The organism is Micromonospora sp. NPDC000089, assembly GCF_042899365.1.
Classification (GTDB): domain Bacteria; phylum Actinomycetota; class Actinomycetes; order Mycobacteriales; family Micromonosporaceae; genus Micromonospora.
On sequence record NZ_JBIAZT010000001.1, the window covers coordinates 525259 to 551754 of the forward strand.

General features: G+C 74.4%; 29 protein-coding genes. 13 read left to right on the forward strand and 16 right to left on the reverse strand.

The features are described from left to right. Positions 1 to 2: 2 nt before the first annotated feature. The 3 genes from ACFY3U_RS02460 to ACFY3U_RS02470 all read right to left on the reverse strand — a co-directional run bounded on the left by ACFY3U_RS02460 (position 3) and on the right by ACFY3U_RS02470 (position 2988). On the reverse strand, positions 3 to 1787 hold the full coding sequence (locus ACFY3U_RS02460; RefSeq protein ID WP_387193557.1) for a glycoside hydrolase family 15 protein: 1785 nt from the start codon (positions 1785 to 1787) through the stop codon (positions 3 to 5). Positions 1788 to 1815: 28 nt separating this feature from the next. Continuing rightward, positions 1816 to 2208: a cupin domain-containing protein gene (locus ACFY3U_RS02465; protein ID WP_387193560.1), complete on the reverse strand. Its 393-nt coding sequence runs from the start codon at positions 2206 to 2208 to the stop codon at positions 1816 to 1818. 291 nt (positions 2209 to 2499) lie between these two features. Then, positions 2500 to 2988 (reverse strand): septum formation initiator, encoded by a 489-nt coding sequence (locus tag ACFY3U_RS02470; RefSeq protein ID WP_387193563.1) that lies wholly within the window; start codon positions 2986 to 2988, stop codon positions 2500 to 2502. 102 nt (positions 2989 to 3090) lie between these two features. On the opposite strand from ACFY3U_RS02470, the gene ACFY3U_RS02475 reads away from it, so the two are divergent. The 3 genes from ACFY3U_RS02475 to ACFY3U_RS02485 all read left to right on the forward strand — a co-directional run bounded on the left by ACFY3U_RS02475 (position 3091) and on the right by ACFY3U_RS02485 (position 5637). Further along, entirely contained in the window at positions 3091 to 3777 is a 687-nt protein-coding gene (locus ACFY3U_RS02475) for a response regulator transcription factor (RefSeq protein WP_387193566.1), read from the forward strand. Continuing rightward, positions 3774 to 5051 carry a sensor histidine kinase gene (locus ACFY3U_RS02480; protein WP_387193569.1) on the forward strand — a complete coding sequence of 426 codons (1278 nt, stop codon included), beginning with the start codon at positions 3774 to 3776 and terminating at the stop codon, positions 5049 to 5051. Before ACFY3U_RS02475 ends, ACFY3U_RS02480 begins: the two co-directional genes overlap by 4 nt. An 82-nt stretch (positions 5052 to 5133) precedes the next feature. Then, positions 5134 to 5637 carry a PepSY domain-containing protein gene (locus ACFY3U_RS02485; RefSeq protein WP_387193572.1) on the forward strand — a complete coding sequence of 168 codons (504 nt, stop codon included), beginning with the start codon at positions 5134 to 5136 and terminating at the stop codon, positions 5635 to 5637. 234 nt (positions 5638 to 5871) lie between these two features. On the opposite strand, the gene ACFY3U_RS02490 is transcribed toward ACFY3U_RS02485, so the two are convergent. Together ACFY3U_RS02490 and ACFY3U_RS02495 are read right to left on the reverse strand one after the other, a co-directional pair. After that, complete coding sequence (locus ACFY3U_RS02490; protein WP_387193575.1) at positions 5872 to 7215, reverse strand: cellulose binding domain-containing protein; 1344 nt, start codon at positions 7213 to 7215, stop codon at positions 5872 to 5874. A gap of 146 nt (positions 7216 to 7361) precedes the next feature. Then, positions 7362 to 7643, reverse strand: a complete 282-nt coding sequence (locus ACFY3U_RS02495; protein WP_387193578.1) for a HesB/IscA family protein — start codon at positions 7641 to 7643, stop codon at positions 7362 to 7364. 226 nt (positions 7644 to 7869) lie between these two features. Between ACFY3U_RS02495 and ACFY3U_RS02500 the strand changes: the two genes are divergently transcribed. Further along, positions 7870 to 8661, forward strand: coding sequence for an MIP/aquaporin family protein (locus ACFY3U_RS02500; RefSeq protein ID WP_387193581.1), 792 nt, complete (start codon positions 7870 to 7872; stop codon positions 8659 to 8661). A gap of 72 nt (positions 8662 to 8733) precedes the next feature. Beyond that, positions 8734 to 10317, forward strand: a complete 1584-nt coding sequence (gene dacB / locus ACFY3U_RS02505; RefSeq protein WP_387193584.1) for a D-alanyl-D-alanine carboxypeptidase/D-alanyl-D-alanine-endopeptidase — start codon at positions 8734 to 8736, stop codon at positions 10315 to 10317. Between the two features lie 15 nt (positions 10318 to 10332). On the opposite strand, the gene ACFY3U_RS02510 is transcribed toward dacB, so the two are convergent. The 5 genes from ACFY3U_RS02510 to ACFY3U_RS02530 form a co-directional block, all read right to left on the reverse strand. Beyond that, complete coding sequence (locus ACFY3U_RS02510) at positions 10333 to 10680, reverse strand: DUF1330 domain-containing protein (RefSeq protein ID WP_387193587.1); 348 nt, start codon at positions 10678 to 10680, stop codon at positions 10333 to 10335. A gap of 91 nt (positions 10681 to 10771) precedes the next feature. Next, positions 10772 to 11209 (reverse strand): nitroreductase family deazaflavin-dependent oxidoreductase, encoded by a 438-nt coding sequence (locus ACFY3U_RS02515; RefSeq protein ID WP_387193590.1) that lies wholly within the window; start codon positions 11207 to 11209, stop codon positions 10772 to 10774. 92 nt (positions 11210 to 11301) lie between these two features. After that, entirely contained in the window at positions 11302 to 12201 is a 900-nt protein-coding gene (locus ACFY3U_RS02520) for a hypothetical protein (protein ID WP_387193593.1), read from the reverse strand. A 172-nt stretch (positions 12202 to 12373) separates the two neighbouring features. After that, positions 12374 to 13132, reverse strand: a complete 759-nt coding sequence (gene heR / locus ACFY3U_RS02525) for a heliorhodopsin HeR (RefSeq protein WP_387193596.1) — start codon at positions 13130 to 13132, stop codon at positions 12374 to 12376. Positions 13133 to 13192: 60 nt separating this feature from the next. Further along, positions 13193 to 13786 (reverse strand): pentapeptide repeat-containing protein, encoded by a 594-nt coding sequence (locus ACFY3U_RS02530; protein ID WP_387193599.1) that lies wholly within the window; start codon positions 13784 to 13786, stop codon positions 13193 to 13195. 78 nt (positions 13787 to 13864) lie between these two features. Here ACFY3U_RS02530 and ACFY3U_RS02535 point away from each other — a divergent pair, with 78 nt between their 5' ends. Beyond that, on the forward strand, positions 13865 to 15097 hold the full coding sequence (locus ACFY3U_RS02535; RefSeq protein ID WP_387193602.1) for a serine hydrolase domain-containing protein: 1233 nt from the start codon (positions 13865 to 13867) through the stop codon (positions 15095 to 15097). A gap of 46 nt (positions 15098 to 15143) precedes the next feature. After that, the gene (locus tag ACFY3U_RS02540) at positions 15144 to 15785 is read left to right on the forward strand and encodes an NAD(P)-dependent oxidoreductase (RefSeq protein ID WP_387193605.1); all 642 of its coding nucleotides are present in this window, start codon (positions 15144 to 15146) and stop codon (positions 15783 to 15785) included. Between the two features lie 3 nt (positions 15786 to 15788). Here the strand turns inward: ACFY3U_RS02540 and ACFY3U_RS02545 are convergent, their stop codons facing one another. Beyond that, positions 15789 to 16253 carry a PPOX class F420-dependent oxidoreductase gene (locus ACFY3U_RS02545; RefSeq protein ID WP_387193608.1) on the reverse strand — a complete coding sequence of 155 codons (465 nt, stop codon included), beginning with the start codon at positions 16251 to 16253 and terminating at the stop codon, positions 15789 to 15791. A gap of 56 nt (positions 16254 to 16309) precedes the next feature. Further along, on the reverse strand, positions 16310 to 16951 hold the full coding sequence (locus ACFY3U_RS02550) for a DUF6642 family protein (protein ID WP_387193611.1): 642 nt from the start codon (positions 16949 to 16951) through the stop codon (positions 16310 to 16312). Between the two features lie 325 nt (positions 16952 to 17276). Between ACFY3U_RS02550 and ACFY3U_RS02555 the strand changes: the two genes are divergently transcribed. Continuing rightward, entirely contained in the window at positions 17277 to 18059 is a 783-nt protein-coding gene (locus tag ACFY3U_RS02555) for a D-Ala-D-Ala carboxypeptidase family metallohydrolase (protein WP_387193614.1), read from the forward strand. Positions 18060 to 18151: 92 nt separating this feature from the next. On the opposite strand, the gene ACFY3U_RS02560 is transcribed toward ACFY3U_RS02555, so the two are convergent. The 3 genes from ACFY3U_RS02560 to ACFY3U_RS02570 form a co-directional block, all read right to left on the reverse strand. Continuing rightward, positions 18152 to 18607 (reverse strand): hypothetical protein, encoded by a 456-nt coding sequence (locus ACFY3U_RS02560; RefSeq protein ID WP_387193617.1) that lies wholly within the window; start codon positions 18605 to 18607, stop codon positions 18152 to 18154. 209 nt (positions 18608 to 18816) lie between these two features. Beyond that, complete coding sequence (locus tag ACFY3U_RS02565; RefSeq protein ID WP_387194131.1) at positions 18817 to 19425, reverse strand: response regulator; 609 nt, start codon at positions 19423 to 19425, stop codon at positions 18817 to 18819. Positions 19426 to 19493: 68 nt separating this feature from the next. Continuing rightward, positions 19494 to 20738, reverse strand: coding sequence for a sensor histidine kinase (locus ACFY3U_RS02570; protein ID WP_387193621.1), 1245 nt, complete (start codon positions 20736 to 20738; stop codon positions 19494 to 19496). Positions 20739 to 20870: 132 nt separating this feature from the next. Here ACFY3U_RS02570 and ACFY3U_RS02575 point away from each other — a divergent pair, with 132 nt between their 5' ends. From ACFY3U_RS02575 to ACFY3U_RS02595, 5 genes are read left to right on the forward strand one after another with little or no spacing between them, the layout of a single operon-like run. Next, positions 20871 to 21770, forward strand: coding sequence for an ABC transporter ATP-binding protein (locus tag ACFY3U_RS02575; RefSeq protein WP_387193624.1), 900 nt, complete (start codon positions 20871 to 20873; stop codon positions 21768 to 21770). Then, positions 21767 to 22564 (forward strand): ABC transporter permease, encoded by a 798-nt coding sequence (locus ACFY3U_RS02580; protein WP_387193627.1) that lies wholly within the window; start codon positions 21767 to 21769, stop codon positions 22562 to 22564. The genes ACFY3U_RS02575 and ACFY3U_RS02580 overlap by 4 nt, the downstream gene beginning before the upstream one ends. 1 nt (position 22565) lies before the next feature. Then, positions 22566 to 23288, forward strand: coding sequence for a hypothetical protein (locus ACFY3U_RS02585; protein WP_387193630.1), 723 nt, complete (start codon positions 22566 to 22568; stop codon positions 23286 to 23288). A 41-nt stretch (positions 23289 to 23329) separates the two neighbouring features. Continuing rightward, the gene (locus ACFY3U_RS02590; protein WP_387193633.1) at positions 23330 to 23893 is read left to right on the forward strand and encodes an SOUL family heme-binding protein; all 564 of its coding nucleotides are present in this window, start codon (positions 23330 to 23332) and stop codon (positions 23891 to 23893) included. Between the two features lie 28 nt (positions 23894 to 23921). After that, a complete protein-coding gene (locus ACFY3U_RS02595; RefSeq protein ID WP_387193636.1) occupies positions 23922 to 25379 on the forward strand; it encodes an amino acid permease in 1458 nt (485 codons plus the stop codon). Here the strand turns inward: ACFY3U_RS02595 and ACFY3U_RS02600 are convergent. Continuing rightward, complete coding sequence (locus ACFY3U_RS02600; protein ID WP_387193639.1) at positions 25283 to 26401, reverse strand: hypothetical protein; 1119 nt, start codon at positions 26399 to 26401, stop codon at positions 25283 to 25285. The two genes, ACFY3U_RS02595 and ACFY3U_RS02600, sit on opposite strands and share 97 nt — an antisense overlap. Positions 26402 to 26496 lie beyond the last annotated feature (95 nt).

Genomic DNA, 26496 nt, shown 5'->3' on the forward strand with positions numbered 1-26496 from the left:
GCTCAAGCCGTGCCCGGGTCGGTCATTCGCCAGGCGGCGTTGATCAGGCCGATGTGGGACAGCGCCTGCGGCGTGTTGCCCAACTGCGCGCCGGTGGCCAGGTCGATCTGTTCGGCGAAGAGGCCGACGTCGTTGGCGTGCCCGAGCACCTTGTCGAACAGCCGGCGGGCCCGCTCCGGCTCGCCGGCCAGCACCAGGCACTCCACCAGCCAGAACGAGCAGAGCACGAAGCCGGCCGGGTCGGTGCCCCAGCGCCGGACCAGCCCCTGGTCGGTGCCGAGCTCGCGCTCCACCACGTCGATGGTGGAGCGCATCCGCGGGTCGGTGGCCGGCAGGAAGCCCACCACCGGCAGGAACAGCGCCGAGGCGTCCAGCTCCGCGGAGCCGAACGCCCCGGTGTACGCCCCGATCCGCTCGTTCCAGCCCTCCCGCAGCACGGTCGCCCGGATCTCGTCCCGGATCGCCGCCCAGCGCCGCGGGTCGGCCCGCTCCCCCAGCCGGGGCGCCAGCGCCACCGCCCGGTCCAGCGCCGTCCAGCAGAGCACCTTGGACGACAGGTAGTGCCGCTCGGCGTCCCGGGTCTCCCACATCCCCCGGTCGGGCTGTCGCCAGGTCGCCGCCACCTGCTCGGCCAGCCCGACGACCATCTCCCGCAGCTCCACGTCGAACGTCTCGCCCAGGTAGTCGTGCAGCCGCCAGACCGCCGAGATCACCTCACCGGGGACGTCCAGCTGGCGCTGCCGCCAGGCGTCGTTGCCGATCCGCACCGGCCGGCTGTCGGCGTACCCCCGCAGGTGGCCGCACTCGTGCTCGGAGAGGTCACGCTCGCCCTCCAGCCCGAACAGCACCGGCACCGGCTGGCCGCCCAGCCGGCCGATCGAGCGGGCCGCCCAGTTGAACAGCCGGTCGGCCTCGTCCGGGCAGGCCGCCACCCAGAGCGCCCGCATGGTCATCGAGAAGTCGCGCAGCCAGGAGTAGCGGTAGTCGTAGTTGCGGTCGCCGCCGATCCGCTCCGGCAACGAGGTGGTGAGCGCCGCGGCGACCGCGCCGCTGCGGGCGTACGTCAGTCCGGTGAGCACGGTCGCGCTGTGCCGGACCTGGGTGGGGTACTCGCCGTCGTACCGGTGGCTCTCCCGGTACGCCTCCCAGGCCCGGGTGGTGTCGACGACGGCGACCAGCGGGTCGAGCCGGGCCGGCGGGGCGCCATAGGCCGGGGCGTACGCCAGGTCGAAGCCGACCCGCTGCCCGGCGGCCACCTCGAACTCGTGCCGCACCCGGTCCCGGTCGGCCCGCAGGGTCTGCCCGGTGCCGCGCAGGGTCAGCGTGGCCGGACCGGCCGCGGCCAGCACCCCGCCGTCCGGCTGGTCGTGCAGGTACGGGGTGAGCAGCCCGTACTCCGGGCGGGGCGCGAGGTCCAGGCCCATCCGGACCCGGCCGCTGAGTCCCTCCACCACCCGCAGCAGCACGGCCGGCGAGTTCATCCCGAGCTGGTGGCCGCGCGCGCCCGGCTCGGCGGCGAGCGCGTCGGTGACCGCGACGCTGCCCTCGGGTGTGTGGTGCACGGTGCGCAGCACCAGCGTGTCCGGGTGGTACGCCCGTTCCACCCGGCTCGGGGCCAGCGGCGCGAGCCGCCAGTACCCGGCGTCCGGGTCGAGCAGCCGACCGAACACCGAGGGCGCGTCGAAGCGCTCGGGACACCACCAGTCGATCGCGCCGTCCCGGCCGACCAGCGCGCCGGAGCGGCAGTCGGACAGGAACGCGTAGTCGGAGATGGGCGGCTGCTGCACCCGGGCCGGGTACCCGCGCCGGGCCGGATCAGGCGGCCGGCGGCTCGTCCTCGCCGGCGGCCTCCGCGGCGTCGGCCTCCTCCTTGGTGTGGTGCACCACCTGGTCGGCGTGCTCGGGCGGCCCGTAGACGGTGTAGAGGACCAGCGGGTTCGGCCCGGTGTTGACGAAGTTGTGCTTCGTTCCCGCCGGCACGACCACCAGGTCGCCCTGGGCGACCGCCTTCGTCTCGCCGCCGACCCGGGCCTCGCCGGTGCCGCTGACGAAGGTGAGGATCTGGTCGATCCCGTCGTGCACCTCCTCGCCGATCTCGCCGCCGGACGGAATCGTCATGATCACCAGCTGGGTGCGCCGGCCGGTCCACAGCACCCGGCGGAAATCGGGGCTCTGCTGGGCGACGGTCGCGATCGTGAAATGTTCCATGCGCGGGCCTTACCCGGTGCGGGGCCGGATCACGCCGGGACTCGCAGATGGTGGAATTCCGGGGCCGGGGGAGGTTTGTTCACCGGCACAGCGGGCATCGAGCACCGGACCGGCGCGCAGACGGCGCCGGTTGAGCCAGGTCCCCGCCGGCGTACCGCCGGATGGCTGCGGTGGTGGGAGACGGCCGGAGCGCGGCGACGTGACGACCATGGTCGTGCGGCGCCGTGCGCCCGTCTCCGGGTCCGCCCGCCTGCGCTTCGCCCCGGCGGGTCGGCCCCGAGCCGGCGAACGTCAGTCGCGGCGTTGCGGCGTCGGCGGCGAGCCGGCGCAGCGCAGCTTCAGCTCCGCCTCGCCGCCCGGGCCCAGGAAGCGCACCTCGACGTGGTCGTCCGGGCCGCGTTCCACCTCGGCGGCCCGCCATCCCGGCGCCGGCGCCCAGGACACCAACCGCACCCCACCCGGTACGCACTCGGCGACCGCGCTGCCGCCGCCGGTGGCGAACGCCCGGCGGGAGCTGGCGGCGGTGCCGACGGCAGCCGGGCTCGTCGTGCCACCCACCGGCGAGCCGGTCACCGCCCCGGCCGACGCGGTGGGCGCGGGAGCGGGCGTGGCCGGGGCCGGCTCGGCGAGCGCCCGGGCCACCTCCCGCTGGCTGCGCACCCCGCCCGGGGTGCCGGTGATGCTCTCCCCCACCAGGCGGATCGCGCCGAGACCGGCGAGCAGGGCGGCGAGCGCCGTGACCAGCCAGCCGGCGGCGGCGAGGATCGGTCGACCGGACATTCCCCGAGTCTGCCCCAGCCCGGGTTGTGCCGCGCCCAGCGGAGGGTTAAGGGAAGGTTGTGCCGGACGACCGTACCGTCCAGCGCCGACTAGCCTGCGGCAATGGCCCGGCTGCTGCTCATCGAGGACGACCTGACCATCCGCACCCCGCTGATCCGGGCGTTGCGCGAGCGCGGGCACGCGGTGGCGGCCGCCTCGACCGCGATGACCGGGCTGCGGGACGTCCTGGAGGACCGGCCCGACCTGGTCGTGCTCGACCTCGGTCTGCCCGATCTGGACGGTGCCGAGCTGCTGCGGATGCTGCGCGCGGTGAGCAGGGTGCCGGTCATCGTGGCGACCGCCCGGGACGACGACACGGAGATCGTCCGGATCCTCGACGCGGGCGCCGACGACTACCTGGTCAAGCCGTTCACCGCCGCCCAACTCGACGCCCGGGCCCGGGCGGTGCTGCGGCGCGGCCCGGCCGGTGGGCCGCCGGCCGATCCCGCCCTGGTGGTGGGCGGGCTGTGGATCGACCCGCGGTCCCGCCAGGTCAGCCTGGACGGCGAGTCGGTGGAGCTCACCCCGCGCGAGTTCGACCTGCTGCGCCACCTCGCCGAGCGGCCCGGTCAGGTGGTGACCAAGCGGGAGCTGCTCACCGAGGTGTGGCGGATCCCGTACGGCGGGGCGGACAAGACCGTCGACGTGCACCTGTCCTGGCTGCGGCGCAAGCTCGGCGAGAGCGCCCAGCACCCGCGCTACCTGCACACCGTACGAGGGGTCGGGGTGCGACTGGAGGCGCCCCGGTGAGGCGGCGCCTGACGCTGCTCGCCGCGGCGGTCAGCGTGCTCACCCTGGTCGCCTTCCTGGTGCCGCTGGCCCTGCTGGTGCGGACCGTCGCGGCGGACCGGGCGACCGTCCGGGCGACCGCCGACGCGCAGAGCCTGGTGCCGGTGGTCGGCACCGCGGACACCACCACCATCCGGCTCACCGTGGAGCAGCTCGTCGCCGAGTCGGGGCGTCCGGTCAGCGTCTTCCTGCCCGACGGCGCAGTGCTCGGGGCGGCCGCGCCACGCACCCCGGCGGTGCGGCTGGCGGCACGCGGGCAGAGCCTCACCGCGGCGGACGCCGGTGGGCGGGAGGTGGTGATCGCGGTCCAGGGCCGGCCGGACGGCACCGGGGTGATCCGTACCGTGGTCGGCCGGGCCGAGCTGGAGAACGGCGTGGCCCGCGCCTGGGCGGTGCTCGCGCTGCTCGGCGGGCTGCTGGTGCTGGTCGGGCTGGCCGTCGCGGACCGGTTGGCCCGCAGCTTGGTCCGGCCGATCGGCGAGCTGTCGGCGGTCTCCCACCGGCTGGCCAACGCCGAGCTGGATGCCCGGGCCACCCCGGCCGGCCCGCCGGAGCTGCGCGAGGTGGCGGGCGCGCTCAACCACCTGGCGGGCCGGATCCAGGTGCTGCTGCGGGAGGAGCGCGAGCAGGTGGCGGACCTGTCGCACCGGCTGCGTACCCCGCTGACCGCGCTGCGGCTGGAGGCGGAGGCGCTGCGCGACCCACAGGACGCGGCCCGGCTGGCCGCCGCGGTCGACGGGCTGGAACGCGCCGTCACCGGGGTGATCCAGCGGGCCCGCCGGCGCAGCGACCCGGCCGCCGCGCCGGCCGGCTGCGACGCCGTCGCGGTGGTCGCCGACCGGTTGGCCTTCTGGTCGGTGCTGGCCGAGGACACCGGCCGGACGGTGGCCGTGCGGCTGGCCCCCGGCCCGCTGCCGGTTGGGCTGCCCGCCGACGAGCTGGCGGCGGCCACGGACGCCCTGCTGGGCAACGTGTTCGCGCACACGCCCGACGGCACGCCGTTCGCCGTGCGGCTGGCCCCCGAAGCGGACGCGGTCACCCTCACCGTCGCCGACGAGGGCCCCGGCCTGCCCGCCGACGCGGCCCGCCGGGGCGCCAGCGGCGCCGGGTCGACCGGGCTGGGTCTGGACATCGCCCGGCGGGCCGCCGACGCCACCGGGGGTCGGCTGGAGCTGGCCGGCGGGCCCGGGGAGGGCGCGGTGATCCGGCTGCGGCTGGGCCGACCGCCGGGATAACCGCGGCTTAGCCCTCGGGCAGCGCGCCGCTATCCGCCGTGGACCGATCCTCGATCACAACGACGAGGAAGGGTGGGACACCATGCGACGTACCTCTCTGATCATGGGCGCGGCGGGGGGCCTGGCCGCGCTGGCGCTGACCGGCGCGGCACTCGGGGCCGCGGCGGCCGACCGGAGCGCGGACGCCGACCGGGGCGCGCCGCGGGCGGTGGCCGACACCTCGCCGGCCGCAGGGCGGGCCGGTGGCCTCGGCGCGGGTGCGCCGAGCACCGGGCCGATGGTGGGCGAGCGGGTCGGCCGGGACCGGGCCGCGGCGATCGCCCGGACCGCGGTCGCCGGTGACCGGGTGAAGGGCGTAGAGGCCGAGCGGGAGGCCGGCCGTCCGGTGTGGCGAGTCACGGTGCTGGCCGGTACGACTGTCTGGGACGTCCGGGTCGACCTGGCCACCGGCGTGGTGACCCGCACCGACCGCCGACCGACCGCCGACCGGCCCGCGGGTCGGCCACCCGCGCCGGCCGCCTCGCCCACCGACGACCGGCACGGGCGCGGCACGGACGACCCGGCCGACGACCACCACGATGACTGACCGAGATGATGTGTGTGAGCCCGCCGCCACCAGCGGCGGGCTCAACAAGATCGTCTACGGCTGAGCGACTCGACACGCCGATGTCACGCACGCTGAGGCGTATTCGATCATGAGAGACGTCGACTGCGGGGCGCCGCCGCCTGCCGATGACGGCGGCGCCCCGGGTCCGGGGCGGGCGCGCGACCGGACCGCTCACGACGAGCGGCCGCCCGCGCCCACCCCGGGCGCGCCGGTTCAGCGCGTGGTGCAGGCCAGCGCCGACGGGGACCCGGCGGCGCCGGTCGCGACCAGGCCCCAGCTGGTGCTGGCACCCGGGGCCAGCGCGCCGTTCCACGCGGCGTTGCCGGCGGTGACCTGGGTGCCGGACTGGCTGACCGTCGCGTTCCAGCCGGAGGAGACCTGCTGGCCGCCGGCGAAGGTGAGGGCGGTGCTCCAGCCGGTGCTGGCGACCGTGCCGGTGTTGCGCACGGTCACCTCGGCCTGGAATCCGCCCGACCAGGTCCCGGTGACCCGGTAGCTGGCCGCGCACCCGGCCGGCGCCGGCGTCGTCGGGCTCGGGCTGGTCGTCGGGCTCGGTGAGGTGGTCGGGCTCGGCGAGGTGGTGGGGCTCGGCGAGGCCGTCGGGTCGGTGCCACCCGCGGTGGTGTAGTCCACCCGGGTGTATGCCGCGGAGCACGTCCCGCCGCAGGAGGCCGGCAGCGCGAACTTGTAGACCCGGCCGCCGTTGATCAGCGCGCCGGTGACGTCCCGGACCCGGATCTGGAAGTCGGTCCCGCCGCTGGTGGTGGCGCCCAGCAGGTACGACTGACCCATGTCGCTGTTCATGGTGGCCGCCTTCCACACCCCGTCGGCCAGGTACTCCACGCCGTGGATGCCGTTGGCCAGGTGCGAGACGGCGATGGCCGGCCAGTACCGCTGGGCGCCCTGCATGAAGCCGATCCGGATGTCACCGGAGTAGTTCGGGGCCGGCACGAACGACCAGGACACGTGCCGGTTGCCCCAGTGGTTCGGGTACATGTCGCCGACCGGGGCGCCGCCCTTGGCGAAGCGGTTCAGCGAGGCGGTGGCGAGGTCCAGGTGGTACGGGTCGTCCCGGCACCAGGCGTTGCCGTCGCCGCAGCTGTCGGCCACCAGCATGGTCAGGGTCGCCCCGTTGTACGCGTCGGCCGTCCACGCGCCGCCGCGGCAGAACGGCTGGCCGGGCGCGCCGTCGTTGATCCCGGTGCAGTAGTCGCCGATGCTCACCTGCACGTACCGGCCGCAGTTCAGGCCGTTGTTCCACAGCCCGATCTTCGCCGCCTGGTCCGGCGGGATCGGCCGGACCGGGTACGACGTGTAGTCGCCGGGCAGGTCGTAGACGTTCAGCGCGACGTAGTTGGGCGAGTCCAGCTCGGACTCGGGCAACCCGCACCCCCCGTACGGCGAGCCGAGCCCGTCGAAGTGGGTGGCGTTGCCGGTGACCGGGCTGGTGGGCGGGGGGACGGTCAGCGCCTGGGCCGGCAGCTGGGCGGCGAGGAGCAGCGCGGCGGCAGCGGCCAGCGCCGCGAGCAGACCGGCGCGGGGACGCGAGGATCTCATGGAGGAATTGCCTTCCGGGCAGGATGAAGCGACGACGTGGTCCTGGGTGCCCTGTCCACGCCCGGCGTGCCCGCCCGACCATGCCATCATCCGCGTCGACCCGTGTCAATTCCTCCGGTACGCCCTCCGGGTCGCCGCGGGCTGGCTCACTCCTTCTCGGTGAACCCGAACTGCACCACACCCTCGTCATCGACGACCGCGTCCACGGAGGTGTCGTTGAGCAGCTCGGCGGCGTCGGCGTCGAGGAAGATCCGGGCACCCTCGGTGTCGACCACCTGGTCGCCCTGCTCGGGCTGCGGCACCAGCTCGATGGTGAGCGAGCCCGCCTCGGTGTCGGCCGCGATGCGCAGCCCGCCGTCCTGGGCGACATCCTGCTGGCTGGCCAGGTCACGGATCACGAGCACGGCGTTGTCGGTCATGGTGAGCATGCGGAACTCCTCGTGGATGTCTGGGGATGGCGAGGCGCGCGGCAGTCGGACGCGCGAGCGGGCGGCGAGACATCGCCCGGCGGAGAAGGGCGTCTCGTGCGCCCTCGTCTCCCACCGTGCCCGCCGCCGGGGCGGGCGTCAAATAGAGCGGGGTCTGTCGGCGACGCGCCGAACCACTTTCGCGTTTTCCCATCTCGCGGCCGTGATCGCTCCATACGCTGGGCGCATGGACAACGCCAGACGGTACGCCGCCGAGTTCGGTGGCACCCTGTTGCTGGTCTTCTTCGGCGTGGGTGCCGCGGTCTTCGCCCGCGTCCAGGGTGGGGTGATCGTGGTGGCCCTCGCCTTCGGTCTCACGCTGCTCGCGCTGGTCTACGCCATCGGGCCGCTCTCCGGCAGCCACGTCAACCCGGCGGTGACGCTCGGGGTGCTGCTGTCCAAGAAGATCTCCCTGGTCGGGGCGGTGGCCTACTGGATCGCGCAGCTGGCCGGCGCCACCGTGGCCGCCTTCTTCATCTGGGCGCTGGTGCGCTGGGGCGACGTGGTGGACCAGACCGGTGCGTTGGGCGCCAACGGGTACGGCGCGCACATCAACCGTGGCGGCGCGGCGGTGCTGGAGACCGCGTTGACCTTCCTGCTGGTGCTGGTGGTGCTGGTGGTGACCAGCCGGACCGAGCACGCCGGGATCGCCGGGGTGCCGATCGGTCTGGCACTGGCCGCGACCCAGTTGGTCGGCATCACCCTCACCGGAGCGTCGGTCAACCCGGCCCGGTCCTTCGGCCCGGCGCTGTTCGAGGGCGGGACCGCGCTGCGCCAGCTCTGGGTGTTCATCGTCTTCCCGCTGCTGGGCGGCGCGCTGGCGGCGCTGGTGGCGCCACTGATCGTCAACTGGAACTCGCTCTACCGCGGCTCGCCGGAGCAGCCCCACGCGGCGCAGCCCGGGCCGCACCGGCACGCCCCGGACACCCCACACCCGCCGACCCCGCCGTCGGCTCCGCCGCACGCGCCGCCGGCCTGACGGCCGACCCTCGGCGAGAACCTTTCGCGCCCAGGTATTGCCCGGCGGAAATATGCGTGACAGCGTCAGCGCATGCATGGTCGTCTCTTCCGCCGGGCGGTGACGCTGGTGGCGCTGGCCGCTACGGCGGCCACCGCCGCCGCGCTGCCCGCCACCGCAGAGTCGCCGACCCCCGCCGAGACCCGGCTGCACGCCACCATCGACGCGATCCTCGCCGACGCCCGCCTCGACGGCGCGCAGGCCGGCGTCGTCGTCCGGGACACCGCCAGCGGCGCCCTGCTCTACGACCGCAACGGCGACCGGCGGCTGGTCCCCGCCTCGAACACCAAGCTGCTCACCTCGACCGCCGCGCTGGAGCTGCTCGGGCCCGGCCACCGGTTCACCACCGACGTGCGGGCCGCCGGCACCCGCCGCAACGGCTGGCTCTCCGGCGACCTCTACCTGCGCGGCGGCGGAGACCCCACGATGCTGGCCGCCGACTACGACGCGCTCGCCGCGCAGGTCGCCGCCAGCGGCGTACGGGTGGTGACCGGCAAATTGGTCGCCGACGACAGCCGGTACGACCGGGCCCGGCTCGGCCCCGACTGGACCTGGGACGACGAGTCGTACTACTACGCGCCGCAGGTGTCCGCGCTGACCGTCGCACCGGACACCGACTACGACGCCGGCAACGTGATCGTGCACGCCGCCCCGGCCGCCGCGGGCGCACCGCCGGTGGTCACGATGACCCCACCCAACGGGTACCTGCGGATCGACAACCGGGCCGAGACGGTGGCCACCGGCCAGACCAGCATCTCCTTCGAGCGGCGGCACGGCACCAACACCATCGTGGTCACCGGCCGGATCGCGGTGGGCGCCGAGCCGACGAGCGACTGGATGACCGTCTGGGAGCCGGCGGGTTACGCCGCCGACGTCTTCCGCCGCGCCCTGCAGCGGCACGGGGTCCGGGTGGCCGGCCGGCCTACGGTGCTGGGCGGGGTCACTCCCGCCACCGCGCCCGTGGTCGCCCGGCACGACTCGATGACCCTGGCCCAGCTGATGGTGCCGTTCCTGAAGCTGTCCAACAACGGGCACGCCGAGGTGCTCACCAAGGAGCTGGGCCGGGTACGCGCGGGCCAGGGCAGCTGGACCGCCGGGCTCGCCGAGATCGGCCGGTACGTCGCGAGCACCGGCGTGGACACCGGCACACTGCGCCAGCGGGACGGCTCCGGGCTGTCCCGGCTGAACCAGATCCCGCCCGGCCAGTTCACCACGCTGCTCAGCGCGGTCCGTGCCGAGCCCTGGTTCGCCACCTGGTACGCGGCGCTCCCGATCGCCGGCAACGCCGACCGCTTCGTCGGCGGGACGCTGCGCAGCCGGATGCGGGGCACCCCGGCGGCGAACAACGTGCACGCCAAGACCGGCAGCCTGACCGGGGCGTCCGGGCTCTCCGGCTACGTCACCGACGCCGACGGCCGGGTGCTGGCCTTCTCGATCGTGCTGAACAACTACCTGGCCTCGTCGGTGAAGGGACTGGAGGACCAGATCGCGATCGCGCTGGCGTCGTACTCCGGCAGGAGCGGCACGACGGCGCGGGTGGCGCCCCCGGTGGCACCGGAGGCGCCGACCGCGCCGGCGGGTCTGGAGTGCTCCTGGGTGAAGCCGAACGCCTGCTGAGCGCTGGTGCGACGATCAGCCGGCGGCCGCCGCCTCGCGTAGCCGGGCGGCGGTCCGGCCGGCGTCGTAGTCCGGGCCGACGCCCGGCACGATGATCGCGGACCCTTCGATGTTCCGGGTGCGCAGCGGCAGGATCTCCTGGTACGCGGGGGACGCGTACCAGGCGCGGGCCCGGTCGACGTCCGGGAACTCGATGATCACCACGGTCCCCGGCCACTCGCCCTCGAGCACCTCGACCTCCGCCCCGTGCACCCGGAACCGGCCCTGGTACGGGTCGAGGGTGGACTGGATCCGGTCGAGGTACTCCAGGACGTCCTCGTTGAGCTGTGGTGTGCGCAGGTGCGCCAGCGCGAAGGCGGGCATCGTCCCTCCCCGTGGTCGTGGGGCCCGCCGGCGCGGGCCCTCAGGGGATCATTCTGGCCGAGCCGCGCACCGGCGTCGATGCCGTTCCGCCTCAGACCCGCTCCAGCACCACCACCGGGATCTCCCGGTCGGTCTTGGTCTGGTACTCGTCGTACGCCGGCCAGGTGGCGGTCATGGTGCGCCACATCCGCGGCTTCTCCTCGGCGGTGGCGGTGCGGGCCCGGGCGGTGAACCGGTCGGCGCCGACCTGCACCTCAACCTCGGGGTCGGCGAGCAGGTTCAGATACCACGCGGGGTGCCGCGGGTCGCCGCCCTGCGAGGCGACCACCAGGTAGTCGTCGCCGTCGCGGCCGTAGATGAGCGCGGTGCGGCGCAGCTTGCCGCTCTTGCGCCCGCGGGTGGTCAGCAGCAGCGTGAAGACGCCGGGACGCCACTCGTGCCCGTCGGCGCCGGCGGTCTCCACGTACCGCTGGATGTGCTCGGCGACCCAGCCCTCGGGGCTGTCCACCACCTGCTCGTTCGTCGCCATCGGCCGCCTCCTGTGGAGTGTGGACATCCAGCCCAAGCTACTCCGGCGGTCGGGCCCGCGCAGGCCGAACGCCGCACCGCGGGCCGAACGCCTCACCGCAGGGCGACCGCCTGCAGGTCAACGTTGCCGCACCCGTTGAAGGTCTGCTCGGTGGTCCAGTCCAGCAGCAGCCGCTCTCCCGGCGCGACCCGGAACCGCACCACGAAGTCGGCGGTGTGGGTGGTGTGCGGGTCCTCGATCCGCAGGGTGCGGGTCGGGCCGCCGGTGGAGAGCCGGGCGTCCAGCCGGCCCCGGGCCATCCACAGGCCGGCGAAGAGGTGGACCGTGCGGTCCTGCCCGCTGCCGGCGACGGTCAGCGCGAAGCCGTTGCCCACCCCGCAGGCGTACACGCCGGTGGGGGTGGCCGGCTCGGCCGCGACGGGGTCGCCGTCGCGCCAGCCGAAGAACTCGGGGTTGGTGTCGTAGCCGCCCCGGGCGCCCCGGCCGCCGGCGTCCCGGATCTCGCCGGAGCCGCCGCGCTTGCGGACCACCGAGCTCGGACCGCGCAGTCCCCAGTGCACCCAGTCCCGGGCGCCCAGGCTGGTCAGGTCCACGGTGGCCGGCACGTCGGCCTGGGTCACCTCCAGCAGCGGGCCGCCCGGCCGACCGGTGGCCGGGCCGCTCGGCGGGGCGGCGGTCGGCGAGGGTGGCCGCTCGCGGGGCCGCAACCCCGGGGAGGCCGGGGCCGCCTCGCCGGACGCGCCGAGGCCGACCGCGGCCGCCGGGGGCGCGGCCACGGTGGGCGCGCCGGCCGGCAGCACCCCGTCCGGCGCGGGCGGCGCATCGCCCGGTCCGGAGCCGAGGTACGCCACCAGCGCGGCGACGCAGGCCACGGCGGCCAACGACTCCGCCACCAGCCAGCGGCGGCGTCGCCGGCCGCGGGCCGTCCGGCGGTCGGCACTGCGCGTGCGCGTGGGTAGCGGCCCGGGCCGGGCCGTCACTTCGTCCGTCACGTGTCCACTCCCCCGCCCGACGCCGGCGCCCGCGTGGGGAGTCGCGGTGCGGCGTGAGCCGTCTCACGTTTTCATCACGCGGCGGAGTGCGCCATATCCGGACGGGTGGGCGTTTCCAGTTCGTTACCAAGCGGTAGTAACGGCAGGTTTCCTGCCAGTACCGCGCGACGGATCAGGTGCGCAGCACGTTGGCGAAGATCAGCCAGGCCAGCGCGGACTTCGCCGCCAGGCTGAGCAGGATGTAGCCCACCTCGCCGAAGCGGTAGTCGCGCCAGCGACCCACCTCGGCGTACTGCAGGGCCATGTTGATCGCGAAGCCGGCGAAGAGGATGAACTGCACGACGGTGATCGCGTACACGAAGGTGGGCACCTCGGGCGGGTGCGCGATGTAGACCACGATCGCCACCCACGGCGCCACCCCGATCACCGAGCCGAACCAGAAGGCGCTCCAGTCGGCCCGGCCGGGTCGCTGCTGGCGCTCCATCAGCAGCCCGAACAGGATCATCGCGCTGTTCGCCGCGAAGATGCCGATCACCGCGGCCAGGTCCCGGATGCCGACGAAGAGACCGATCAGCACGATCATCAGCGAGGCGCTGACCGAGTACTCGATCCACCGGGCGTAGTTGGCCCGGCGGTCGAGCCGCCGCTCGTACCAGCGGTGCACCCGGGGCGCGGCCACCGTGAAGTGGTCCACGGCGGCGAGCAGCAGGAAGATCGCCACGGCCGGGCCGATCGGCACCCGCCAGACGGTCTCCGGCAGGGTGCCGTCGCGCAGGGTCACCGGGTCGGCGGTCAGGTAGGAGGCGGTGATCGGCAGCTTCAGGTCGTTGCTGGCCGCCCACATCAGCCCACCCTCGGCCGCCAGCAGCACGCCGACCAGCACGTTGAACCAGCGCAGCCGCCCGTACCGGCGCTCGGAGGCATGGGTCATGTCCGCACGATACGGGCATATCGCGCAGGCCGGTGGCAGCTCGCGACCGACCCGCCGGGGTCAGCGGATCTCGAAGCCGAGGGTCTGGGCCAGCACCATCGCCTGCTGCACGTCGATCAGCGCGCCGGCCCGCTGCACCACCGTCGGATCGAGCGCGGTGAGGTCGCTGCCGCGCAGGTCGGCCCGGGTCAGCCGGGCTGCGTGCAGCTGCGCCCCGGACAGGTCCACCCGGGTCACCGTGGCGCCGGTCAGATCGGCCCCGGTCAGGTCGGCCTCCCGCATCCGTACGTCGGTCAGGGTGACCCCGCGCAGGTCGGCCCCGGCCAGCGCGACGAACGACCAGTCACCCCCGTCGACCCGCAGCGGGCGCAGGTCGCACTCGTCGAAGCCGCTGCCGACCAGCTTGCAGCCGGTGAACTCGGCCTCGAACAGGTTGCACCGCCGGAACACGCAGCGGGTGAACGCCGAGTCGACGTGCCGGGAGGCGTTGAACCGCACCGCCCCGAACGTGCACTCGGTGAACGACGCACCCCGGCTGGTCGCCTCGGTCAGGTCGACGTCGTGGAACGCGCACCGGACGAAGTGCCGGTCGACGAGCTCCTCGGCGTACCAGTCGTCGTGGCGGAACGTGGTGTCCTCGATGGTCTCCGGCACCGGCCCACCCTATGCCGGCCCACCGGCGCCGCCGGCCGACCCTTCCGCGGTGGCGTACCGGCGAGTAGGTTCGGCGGGATGAGCGTGGCGCGCGACACCGACCCGGATCTGCTCGGCTTCGACCCCGACCGGCTGGCGCGGATCGACGCGCACTTCGGCCGGTACGTCGACGACGGCAGGCTGGCCGGCTGGCAGGTGGTGGTGACCCGGCGCGGCGAGGTCGCGCACTCCTCGACGTACGGGATGCGCGACGTCGAGGCGGGCGCGCCGGTGGAGCGGGACACCCTCTGGCGGATCTACTCGATGACCAAGCCGGTCACCTCGGTCGCCGCGATGATGCTCTGGGAGGAGGGCCGGTTCGAGCTCACCGACCCGATCAGCCGCTGGCTGCCCGAGTTCGCCGACGTACGGGTCTTCGACAAGGGCTCGGCCGTCAAGCCGTACACGGTGCCGGCGGTCGAGCCGATCCGCGTCTGGCACCTGCTCACCCACACCTCCGGGCTGACCTACGGCTTCGCCCAGACCTCCGTGGTCGACTCGCTCTACCGGGCCGCCGGTTACGACCTCGGCGTGCCGCCGGGGCTGGACCTGGCCGGCGCCACGGCCGGGCTGGCCAGGCTGCCGCTGCTGTTCCAGCCGGGCACCGGGTGGAACTACGGCGTCTCCACCGACGTGCTGGGACGGCTGGTCGAGGTGGTCTCCGGGCAGTCCCTCGACGCGTTCTTCGCCGAGCGGATCTTCGCCCCGCTGGGCATGACCGACACCCGGTGGTGGGTCGACGAGCCGGACGCCAAGCGGCTCGCCGCCCTCTACACCCCGCACCCGGCGACCGGCCAGGCGGTCCGCGCCGACCGGATCGGCGCCGCCGCGCTGGCCCGGCCCGGCTGGTTCTCCGGCGGCGGCGGGCTGGTCTCCACCGCCGCCGACTACCACCGGTTCACCCAGCTGCTGCTGCGCGGCGGGGAGCTGGACGGCGTACGCCTGCTGTCGCCCCGCACGGTGCGCTTCATGACCCGTAACCACCTGCCCGGCGGCGGTGACCTGGCGTCCTTCGCGCCGACCGGGTTCGCCGAGACCGTGCTCGACGGCATCGGCTTCGGCCTGGGCTTCGCCGTGGTCCAGGATCCGGTGCCCGCGCGGGTGCCCAGCAGCGTCGGCGAGTACTACTGGGGCGGCCTGGCCAGCACCGCGTTCTGGGTGGACCCGGTGGAGGAGGTCACCGCGCTGCTGTTCACCCAGCTGATGCCGTCGAGCACCTACCCACTGCGCTCCCAGCTGCGGCAGCTGGTCTACTCCGCGCTGATCGACTGACCGGTTCCACCGACGGCCACCCGGGCGGGTCCATAGCCTGGAGGGCATGAGCAATCTCGTGGTGTACGGGGCGGGCGGCACCGCGGGCTCGCGGATCGTGGTCGAGGCGGCCGATCGGGGGCACCGGGTCACCGCGGCGGTCCGCCGCCCGGAGGCGGTCACCTGGCTGCCCGTCGGGGTGAATGTGGTGACCGGCGACGCGACCTCGGCGCAGAGCGTACGACAGCTCGCGCCGGAGGCGGACGTGATCGTGGTGGCGATCGGCGGCGGCGACCGGGCGCTCTGGCGGGACGCCGCGGAGAACCTGGTCACCGTGCTGCGGGACATGCCGAACCCGCCCCGGGTGCTGCACGTCGGGGGCGGCGCCACCCTGCTGACCCCGAACGGCACCCCGTTCCTCGACGAGCCGGACTTCCCCGAGGAGTACCGCGACGCGGCGCTGGGCCAGGCCGACGCGCTGGCCCTCTACCGTTCCTCGGCCGACGGGGTCACCTGGACGTACGCGTCGCCGCCGCCGGTGGAGTTCCACCCGGGCGAGCGCACCGGGCGCTACCGCACCGGCACCGAGCAGCCCGTCGTCGACGGGTCGGGCCGCTCGGTGCTGACCTACGAGGACCTGGCGGTGGCGGTGGTGGACGAGATCGAGGAGCCCCGGTTCGAGAACATGCGCTTCACCGCCGCGTACTGAGGATCAGTCGGCGAGCCGGGCCGGGAACCCGCCGGTGGCGATCGGCCCCCAGCTGTCCACGGTCACCCGGATCAGGGACTTGCCCTGGGCCGCCATGGCCCGCCGGTACTCGTCCCAGTCGGGGTGCTCGCCGGAGATGCTTCGGAAGTACTCCACCAGCGGCTCCAGCGCGTCCGGCAGGTCGAGCACCTCGGCGACGCCGTCGACCTGCACCCAGGGGCCGTTCCAGTCGTCGGAGAGCACGCAGGCGGAGACCCGCGGGTCGCGCCGGATGTTGGCGACCTTCGCCCGCTCGGGGTACGTGGAGATGACCAGCCGGCCCGCGGCGTCCACCCCGCAGGAGACCGGCGAGGACTGCGGGCGCCCGTCGGCGCGGGTGGTCATCAGCAGCACCTTGTGCCGCGGTCGGATGAACTCGGTCAGGGCGTCCCGGTCGACCCGGGTGTTGCTCGCGATGCTGCGTGCCATCCCCCGGTTCTACCAGCCGCGGCCTCCGCCGGCGCGGCCAGCGGGGTCGGTCGAGATCAGCGGGGCCGGCCGGCGACGCCGCCGCGGTCCGGCTGGGCCGGCACCCGGGGGCGCGCGCCGGGCCGCCAGGCCCGGCCGTTGGCGTAGATCACCCGGAAACCGAGGTACGCCGCCAGCGGCGCCCAGTGCGCCGACCCCATCCGCAGCTCGGCGGCGTTGTGCCGCTGCCCGTTGGCCAGCACGTCGAGCAGCACCGTCTCGAAGGCGGCCGACTCGACCCAGTCGACCTCGCGGGTGAAGCCGCAGATCAGCGCCGCCCCGGTCACCTGGAGGAAGTCGCGCAGCGCGGCGTCCGAGGCGCGCAGCACCGAGCAGCTGCCGAAGTAGAGCCGGCGGCCGACGCAGCGGCCGGCCATCCGGTCGGCCACGTCGGCCAGCTCGACCGAGTCCCAGTCGGTGAGGCAGAGCCGGCTGGGCTCGCCGTGCATGGCGAAGAACCCGACCCGGTAGTCCGCGTACTGCTTGAGCAGCCAGCGGTCGAGGAAGTAGAACAGCTCGTCGCGGGTGGCGGCGTCCTTGTGGATGAACCGGATCCGGCCCAGCCGTTCGAGCAGTTCCAGGGTGGGCAGCACGGAGCCGCGCTCGTTCAAATCGCGGTGCCACTGCCCCTCGATGCAGAAGACGCCACCGCGCGCCACGTCCACCTCCCCCGTCCCAGCCGACCGGGCTCGACGTTACCGGTCGCGGGTGCGGGCGCGACATCCCCCGGAACGGGCCCGGCGTGCCCCTTCGCGCCGATCAGCGGGTTTGTCGAAAGTCGTTCCGGCAGGGCCCGGGTGGCACGGAATGGGGCTTTCGCAATTGGGGGCAATTCACAGGGAATGCCCAGCCACGGGCAATCCTGAGGACAATTCTCATTAATCACCACCAACCCGCTTCGAAAGTGTCAGGGTGGAAGCCGAGGGACGTCCCGGTCGATGTCCCGATCGCCACCCCAATCACTCTCCTATCGGGAGGACTTCTGTGCGCGTACACACCTTGAAACGGGCCGTCGTCGCGCTTGCCCTGGCGCTGCCAGGAGCCGCGATCGCCACGGTGGTCGCCGCGCCGGCGGCGCACGCCGACGGCTGCTACACCTGGAAGCGCGAGCTCTCCCAGGGGAAGACCGGGGACGACGTCCGGCAGCTGCAGATCCGGGTCGCCGGCTGGTCCGGCAGCGGGGGGATCGTCCGGATCGACGGGATCTACGGGCCGGAGACGGCCGCCGCGGTCCGCCGGTTCCAGGCCGCGTACGGGCTCAGCGGGGACGGCGTGGCCGGCCCGCAGACGTTCAACAAGCTCTACCAGTTGCAGGACAACGACTGCACGCCGGCGCACTTCAGCTACAGCGAGCTGGACGGCGGCTGCGGCCAGGGCGGCTGGAGCGGGGGCCCGCTGCCGGCCAACCAGACAAAGTCCAACGCGTTGCGCACCATGTGGAAGCTGGAGGCGCTGCGCCGCGGCCTCGGCGACAAGCCGCTCACCGTGAACAGCGGCTTCCGCAGCACCAGCTGCAACCGGCGGGTCGGTGGCGCGTCGGACAGCCAGCACCTCTACGGCGACGCCGCCGACATCACCTCACGCTCGACCTCGCTCTGCCAGATCGCCCGGGCCGCCCGCAGCCACGGCTTCAGCGGCATCTACGGCCCCGGGTACCCGGGGCACAGCACCCACGTGCACGTCGACTCGCGGCGGGAGAACACCAGCGACCGGTCGTCGAACACGACCAGCTGGTCCGCCCCGAACTGCGGCGTGAGCAGCCGCTGACGGATCGACGCCGGCCCGGCCGCGGGGAGGGGAACCCCGCCGGTCGGGCCGGCGTCGTGGCGCCCGGTCGAGCGTGGCGGTCGTACCCCCGCTCAGCTCGCCCGGGGCCAGCGCGGCGCGGTGGCGGGGGGTGCCACCACGCCGCGCTGGCCGGGGCCGCCGGGCCGGACGACCGGCCGGGCCGGCGGCGCGGGAACCCGACCGGCCTGGCTGCGGGTCGGGTACGCGGTGGGTCGAGCCGCGGTGGGCGACGGATAGGTGAACGGGAACGGCACGTGCACGAAGGGGTTGCCGTGTCGGATCAGGGCGTCGATCTGCCGCTCGTTGAGGCCGTGCGTCTCCAGCACCCGGCGGCCCCACCGGTGCAGCCGGCACGGGTACGTCGCGCCGTCGTTGCGGCACAGCGGCCCGTTCGGCCACTCCTCGGCCGCGTGCACCACCACCGCCCGGACCGCGAGCCGGACGTCCTCGGGTGTCAGCGGCGACGGCAGCGGCACCTCGCCCAGAATCTGATCGATGGGATCCCTCGACTGCTCACCAACGCTCACGGCAGGCCTCCCGCAGCTCGGCAGCGTGGCGGCTGAATCGCCGCCGCGCATCCTCGGCCAGTGGTACGGACGGTGACCGGCGACGGTTCAATGCCGCCAGGCGGTGAGCAGGTCCTCCGGCGACAGCACCCGCACGCCGTCCACCGTCCCGCCCGAGCGGGACACCGCGACGAGCGCGGTGCCCTCGTCGGCGCCGGGCAGCCCCTCGCTCAGACCAGGCCGGCGTCGTGCACCAGCAGCGCCACCTGCACCCGGTTGTTCAGCCCCAGCTTGGTCAGCAGCCGCGACACGTACGCCTTGACGGTGGCCACGCTCATGAACAGCTGCGCCGAGATCTCCGCGTTGGTGTGCCCCTGCCCGAGCGCGACCGCCACCTCCCGCTCCCGCTCCGTGAGGTCGGTCAGCTGCCGCAGCGCCCGCTCCCGGCGCGGGTCGACCCCCAGGGTGACCGAGCCGCTGGTGACGTGGCTGATCAGGGTCCGGGTGACCGTGGGTGACAGGGTGGCCTCCCCCGCCGCCACCCGGCGCACCGCCTGGACGATCTCCGCGGGCGGGGTGTCCTTGAGCAGGAAACCACCCGCCCCGACGCGCAGCGCCCGCAGCACCTGCTCGTCGGCGTCGAAGGTGGTCAGCACCAGCACCTCGGGCGGGTCGGGCAGCGACCGCAGCGCCTCGGTGGCGGCCAGCCCGTCGACCCGGGGCATCCGGATGTCCATCAGCACCACGTCCGGGGCGTACGCGGCGACGGCGGCGGGCACCTCGGCGCCGTCCGCGGCCTCGCCGACCACGGTCAGGTCCGGCACTCCGCCGAGGATCATCGACAGCCCGGCCCGGACCAGCGCGTCGTCGTCGACGATCAGCACCCGGGTGGGTGCCACCTCGCCGGTCACGCCGACCACGGCAGCCACGCGGCCAGCCGGAAGTGCCCGGCGGCGTCCCGGCCGTGCTCCAGCCGCCCGCCGGCCAGACTGACCCGCTCGGCGATGCCGATCAGGCCGGTGCCGGCCCCGGGCAGCCGCGCCCCGGTCTCCGCGCCGACCGGCCATGGGTTGCGGATCTCCACGGTCAGCCCGTCACCGGGGCGCCCGGCCAGCCGGACGTCGACCACCGCGCCGGGGGCGTGCTTGCGGGCGTTGGTCAGCCCCTCCTGCACGATCCGGTACGCGCTGCGGCCGACCCCCGCCGGCAGCTCGGCGGCCGCGTCCACCTGATCGTCCAGCCCGACCCGGACGCCGGCCGCGCGGGACTCCCCGACCAGCGCCGGCACGTCGGCCAGGGTGGGCTGCGGACGCTCCGGCGCGTCGGTCCCGTCCGTCCCCGGGTCGGCGCGCAGCACCCCGATCACCTCGCGCAGGTCCTGCAGCGCGGTGTGCGCGCTGGCCCGGATCACCCCCGCCGCCTTGGCGATCTCGACCGGCGGCGCGTCCGGGCGGAACTCCAGCGCCCCGGCGTGCAGGCTGAGCAGCGAGATCCGGTGGGCCAGCACGTCGTGCATCTCCCGGGCGATCCGGGTGCGTTCCAGCTGCCGGGCGCGGTCGACCCGCAGCTGCTGCTCGGCCTCGGCCCGGTCGGCCCGCTCGCGCAGCGACACCACCAGCTGCCGGCGAGCCCGGACGAACATCCCCCAGGCCAGCACCCCGCCGACGAACACGGCAACCCAGATCAGGTTGAGCCAGAGCGGCATGGCCGGTTCCGGACGCAGCCGGACGTAGACCGGCACGGTCAGCAGGTTCAGCCCGATCACCGTCGCCGCGACCGGCAGCGGTCGGTGCACGGTCACCGTGAACTGGATGATCAGCAGGGCCACCGCCGCGCTGACCGAGAAGAACGCCAGCGGCAGGCTGGCCACGGCGAGGCCGACCGGCCAGCGCCGGCGGAACCACAGCGCCGCGCAGAGCACCAGGCCGAGCGCGAAATCGACCTCGTTCAGCCAGGCCGGGCCGGTGTTCAGGGCGAACTCCGGCTCCAGCTGCACCGAGTCGCCCCAGGCGAGCACCGCCCAGCCCGCGGCCAACAGGAAGCAGAGGCTGTCGACGAACCAGTCCCGCGGCGTCCGCCGGGCCACGGCCGCGGTGCGGGTCAGGGCGCCCGGCAACAGCCAGGGATGGTCGGGTACGGCGGCACTGGTCACCCACCCATGGTAGGAACCCGCCGGCCCGGCTCCACAGCTACCAAAGTCGACGCGGGGGGCGTACCAAGGTCGACCAGGCTCTCGACCGCCGGCCGCTGCGGGTGGCCGGCTGGCGCGGGCAGGCTGGTTCCCATGATCGCAGTCGACAACCTGACCAAGCGGTACGGCCCGCATGCCGTCGTCGAGGACGTGTCCTTCCGGTGCGAGCCCGGCACCGTCACCGGCTTCCTCGGCCCGAACGGCGCCGGCAAGTCCACCACCATGCGCATGATCACCGGCCTGACCCCGCCCACCTCGGGCACCGCCACGGTCGCCGGCCGGCCCTTCCGCCAGCTGCCCAACCCGGGCCGGGAGATCGGCGTGCTGCTGGACGCCTCGGCGCAGCACGCCGGCCGGACCGGGCGGGAGACGCTGACCCTGGCCGCCCGCACCCAGGGCGTCGACTCCGACCGGGTGGCCACGGTGCTCGACCTGGTCGGGCTGAACGCGGTGGCCGCGAAGCGGCGGGTCGGGAAGTACTCGTTGGGCATGCGGCAGCGGCTCGGCCTGGCGCTGGCGCTGCTGGGCGACCCCCGGGTGCTGATCCTGGACGAGCCGGCCAACGGCCTGGACCCGGAGGGCATCTACTGGATGCGCGGCCTGCTGCGCGACTTCGCCGACCGGGGCGGCACGGTGCTGCTCTCCTCGCACCTGCTGCGCGAGGTCGAGGCGGTCGCCGACCGGCTGGTGGTGATCGGCGGTGGCCGGATCGTCGCCCAGGGCGGCAAGGACGAGCTGCTCGCCGGCACCGGCACCATGGTCCGGGCGCGGGACCCGCACGCGCTGCGGCTGACCCTGGACCGGGCCGGCCTGGACGCCACCGCCGGCACCGACGGCGGCTTCGTGGTCCGCGCCGAGGCCGGCGAGGTCGGCCAGGCCGCCGCGGACGCCGGCCTGGTCCTCACCGAGCTGCGACCCGCCGGCAGCGGCGGCCTCGAGCAGCTCTTCCTCACCCTCACCGCCGGCGCGTCGACCAAGGAGGCCGTCCGATGACCACCGCCACCGCCACCCCTGCCGACACCACCCCACCCACCGACGCCCGCCACCGGGTGGCGGTGCCGTCCCTGGCCCGGCTGACCGGGGTGGAGCTGCGCAAGCTCGTGGACACCCGGGCCGGCCGCTGGCTGCTGATCACCATCGGCCTGATCGCGGTGGCCATCGCCGTGGTGCAGCTGTTCGTGCTGGACGACGACCAGCAGACGTTCCAGAGCTTCTTCGACCCCTCACTGCTGCCGATCTCGCTGCTGCTGCCGGTGCTCGGCATCCTGTCGATCACCGCGGAGTGGTCGCAGCGCACCGCGTTGACCACCTTCACGCTGACCCCCCGGCGGGGACGGGTGATCCTGGCCAAGCTCGGCGCGGTGCTGCTGGCCGCGCTGGCCTCGGTGCTGGTCAGCCTGGCGGTGGCTGCCGTCTTCACGCTCCTCGCCCGCGCCACCGGTGGGGCTGGCGGCTGGGACCTCGAATGGGCGAGCGTGCTGCACGCGGCGGTGTTCCAGATCGCCAGCGTGCTGATGGGCGCCGGGTTCGGCCTGCTGCTGCTCAACACGCCGCTGGCGATCGTGACCTACCTGCTGCTGCCGACGGTGTGGACCATCCTGGGCGGCCTGATCAAGGCACTGCGCGAGCCGGCGCGCTGGCTGGACACCTCGTCCACCATGCAGCCGCTGATGACCAGCGAGGTGACCGCCGAGCAGTGGGGTCGACTGGCGGTGTCACTGCTGGTCTGGGTGGCCGTGCCGCTGGCCGCTGGCCTGTGGCGCACGCTGCGGCGTGAGGTCTCCTGACATGCACGGCGGGCAACCCGGCGTCGCCGCCACCACGGTGGGCGGCGGCGCCGGGGAGCTGGCCGTCATGTGGGCCGGCTTCCCGGTGCTCGGCGCCGGGGCGGGCTGGGCGCTGGTGGCCGCCGCGGACTGGATCAACGGGTTGCGCTGGGTGCCCTGGCGGGGCCTGTTCGAGCTGATCGCCCGGCAGCCGGAGCGCGAAGCCACCGCCGTCGCGCTGGCGCTCGGCGTGCTGGCCGGGCTGGCCCTCGCGTACGTGGGCACCCGGGAGCGGTTGATCGTCACGGTGGACCGGGTCGGGCTGCGGCTGCGCCGCGAGGGCACCGACCGGAGCCTGACCCGCCGGGAGGTGACGGCGGTCTTCGTCGACCAGCGACACCTGACCGTGCTCGGCGCCGACGGCCGGGAGCTGATCCGGGAGAAGTCCGACCTCAGGCGGAAGGAGCTGGCGGCCGCCTTCACCGGGCAGGGCTGGCCGTGGACGGCGGACGACCCGCACCGGGACGCGTACCGGCTCTGGGTCGAGGGGCTGCCGGGGCTGCCCGCCGGCGCGGACGCGTTGTTGCGGGCCCGGCAGCGCGCGGTCGAGCGGGACCGGCACGGCGACGCCCGGGAGCTGCGCGGCGAGCTGGCCCGGCTGGGCGTGCTGGTCCGCGACGACGGGCGTCGGCAGTACTGGCGGATCGTCCCGCTTCGACGCGAGGAATCCGCCGGCGGGCGGTAGCGTGAGGGTCCGAGGTAGACCGGACCGCCGGGAGCGCGCCGATGACCGAGCAGCAGCCGTACCGCGTGGTGGCCCGCCACCCCGGGTTCGAGCTGCGCCGATACCCGGCCTATCTGGTCGCCGAGCTGCGGATGACCGGTGACCTGGTCGGCGCCGGCAACGAGGCGTTCCGCCCGCTCGCGTCGTACATCTCCGGGGCGAACCGGTCCCGCCGGCGGGTGGCGATGACCGCGCCGGTGGTCCAGGAGCCGGCCGGGCCGGAGACCATCGCGATGACCGCCCCGGTGGTGCAGGAGGAGGGCGACCGGCCCGGCAGCTGGCTGGTCCGCTTCGTGCTGCCGGCGGCGCTCACCGCGGCCACCGCGCCGGAGCCCACCGACCCGCGGATCACCGTGCGGGAGTGCCCGGGGGAGCTGGCCGCCGCGATGCGGTTCTCCGGCCGGTGGTCGGAGAAGGCGTTCGGCGAGCGGGCCACCGCGCTGGGCCGGGCGGTCACCGACGCCGGGCTGCAACCCGCGGGCGCGATCCGGTACGCCCGCTTCGACCCGCCCTGGAAGCCGTGGTTCCTGCGACGCAACGAGGTCGTGCTGCCGGTCGTCGAGTGAGCCACACCGCATCGGAAGGGGAGCGCCGATGACCCAGCAGGGAATCTTCCGCCGCAAGCCGGTCGAGCAGATCGCCGACGAGACCGAGGAGGGGCTGTCCCGCTCGTTGGGGCTGTGGCAGCTCACCGCGATCGGGGTGGGCGGCATCATCGGCGCCGGCATCTTCGCCCTGGCCGGGGCGGTGGCCAGCGAGACGGCCGGCCCGGCCGTACTGGTGTCGTTCCTGATCGCCGGCCTGGCCAGCGCGGCGGCCGCGCTGTCGTACGCGGAGTTCGCCGGCATGATCCCGAAGGCCGGCTCGGCCTACACCTACGGGTACGCGGTGCTGGGCGAGGCGGTCGGCTGGTTCATCGGCTGGGACCTGCTGCTGGAGTACACCGCGATCGTCGCCGTGGTGGCGATCGGCATCTCCGGCTACTTCGGCTTCCTGGTCAACGAGCTGGGCGCGGACGTCCCGGCCTGGATGCTCGGCGCGCCCGGCACCGGTGACGGCCACGTGGTGGACCTCTTCGCGGTGGTGCTCTGCCTGCTCATCGCGTTCCTGCTGACCCTGGGGATCAAGACCGCGGCCCGGTTCGAGACGTTCGTGGTCGGCCTGAAGGTGGCCGTGGTGCTGCTGGTCATCGTGGTCGGTTTCTTCCACGTGAAGACGGCGAACTACTCGCCGTTCTTCCCGTTCGGGATCGGCGGGGCGTTCACCGGCGCGGCCACCGTCTTCTTCGCCGTCTTCGGGTACGACGCGATGAGCACCGCCGCGGAGGAGTCGAAGGACGCCCGCAAGCACATGCCGAAGGCGATCATCTGGTCGCTGGTCATCTCGATGGTGCTGTACGTGCTGGCCACCCTGGTGCTGACCGGCATGCAGAACTACCGGGACATCGACCCGGAGAGCGGCTTCTCCTCGGCGTTCGCCTCGGTGGGGCTCTCCGGGCTGGCCAGCGTGATCGCGGTCGGCGCGATCATCGGGATCCTGACGGTGATGTTCACCTTCATGCTCGGGGTGACCCGGGTGTGGTTCTCGATGAGCCGGGACGGCCTGCTACCGGCCTGGTTCGCCAAGGTCCACCCGGTGCGCCGGGTGCCGACCCGGGTCACCTGGATCGTCGGGGCGGGCTCGGCGCTGATCGCCGGCTTCCTGCCGATCAAGGAGGCGGCGGAGCTGACCAACATCGGCATCCTGCTGGCCTTCGTGGTGGTCTGCGTGTCCGTCATCGTGCTGCGCTACCGCCGCCCCGACGCGCCGCGCACGTTCCGGCTGCCGGGGATGCCGGTGGTGCCGGCGCTCGGCGCGGTCTTCTCGGTCTGGCTGATCACCTTCCTGAACCACGTGACCTGGCTGCGGTTCGCGGTCTGGTTCGTGATCGGCGCGGTCGTCTACAGCCTGTACGGCTACCGGCGCTCGGCGCTGGCCGGGCGCGGCGCGTCCACCGGCGAGCCGCCGACCGGTCCCGGTGCCGGTTCCGGTGGGCCGCCGACCGGTCGCTGACCGAGCGGGCCCGGGCGGGCCAGCAGCAGCGCCGTGCCCAGGCCGGCGACCAGACCGGTGAGGGACCACAGGACGTCCTCGTCGGCGACGTTGATGGGGCTGTTGCCGGCCAGTTCGGTGAGCGGCGCACCGACCTTGAGCAGCATGCTGACCACGTTCGTGACCAGCAGCAGCGCGGTGGGCACGACCAGCGCGACCACCGCGGCCAGGGCGTGTCGCCGCCAGGCCGGCCGACCGCCGGGCCACTCCCAGGCCAGCAGCGTGACCCCGGTCAGCAGCACGGCACCGAGCAGCGCCAGGGGGAAGAGCCGGTGGCCCGGCGCCACCGCCCGTACCGCGACGAGACCTGCCACCCCGAGGACGGTGAGCCCGGCCGCCAGCCGACGCCGGGCGGCCGTGCGCTCGGGCGCGGCGGCCAGCGCGCAGCCGACGGTGAGCGCGAGGAACAGCAGGCCGGTGCCGACGGCCGCCGGGTCGAGTTCCGCCTCCCGGTCCGACGGTGACTCGATGAGGCCGGCCACCAGCAGCAGCACCGCGGCGACGCAGGCCGCCGCGCAGAGCACCCGCCGATCGCGGCCGTCACCGGCGGACGACCTCCGATCGCGGCCGTCACTGGCGGACACCCGCCGCCGGCTCGGTCCGCCGACCGACGGCGCGCGCAGACCCGGCAGGGCCGCGGCGGCGACGGCCAGGCAGCCGGCGAGGGCGAGCACCACCGTGGCCGGGACGCCGGTCAGGTCGGCCCGGTCCAGCGCCACGTCGGCCACCACCCAGGCCCCGCCGAGCAGCACCGCCCCCAGCAGACCGCCGCGCCGGCCACCGGCGGCCAGCACCAGCCCGATCACCGCCGCGAGGATGGCCAGAAAGCGCAGGTCGCGCGCCCAGTAGGTGTTGTTGCCGGCTAGGCGCTCCGACCACGGGCCGAGCGGCTCGGTCAGCGGTTGCAGCACCGTCATGCCGACCGCCCAGAGCAGCGCGGCGAGACCGGCGAGGGTGAGACCCGCGAGGCGCATCCATCTCATCCCCAAACGGTAGTCGCCTTTGCACTCCACCGCCTCGGTCCACCGCAGGGCGAGGCCGGGCCCGGCCCCGGTGTGGAGCGGCCGCGGTGATCCCC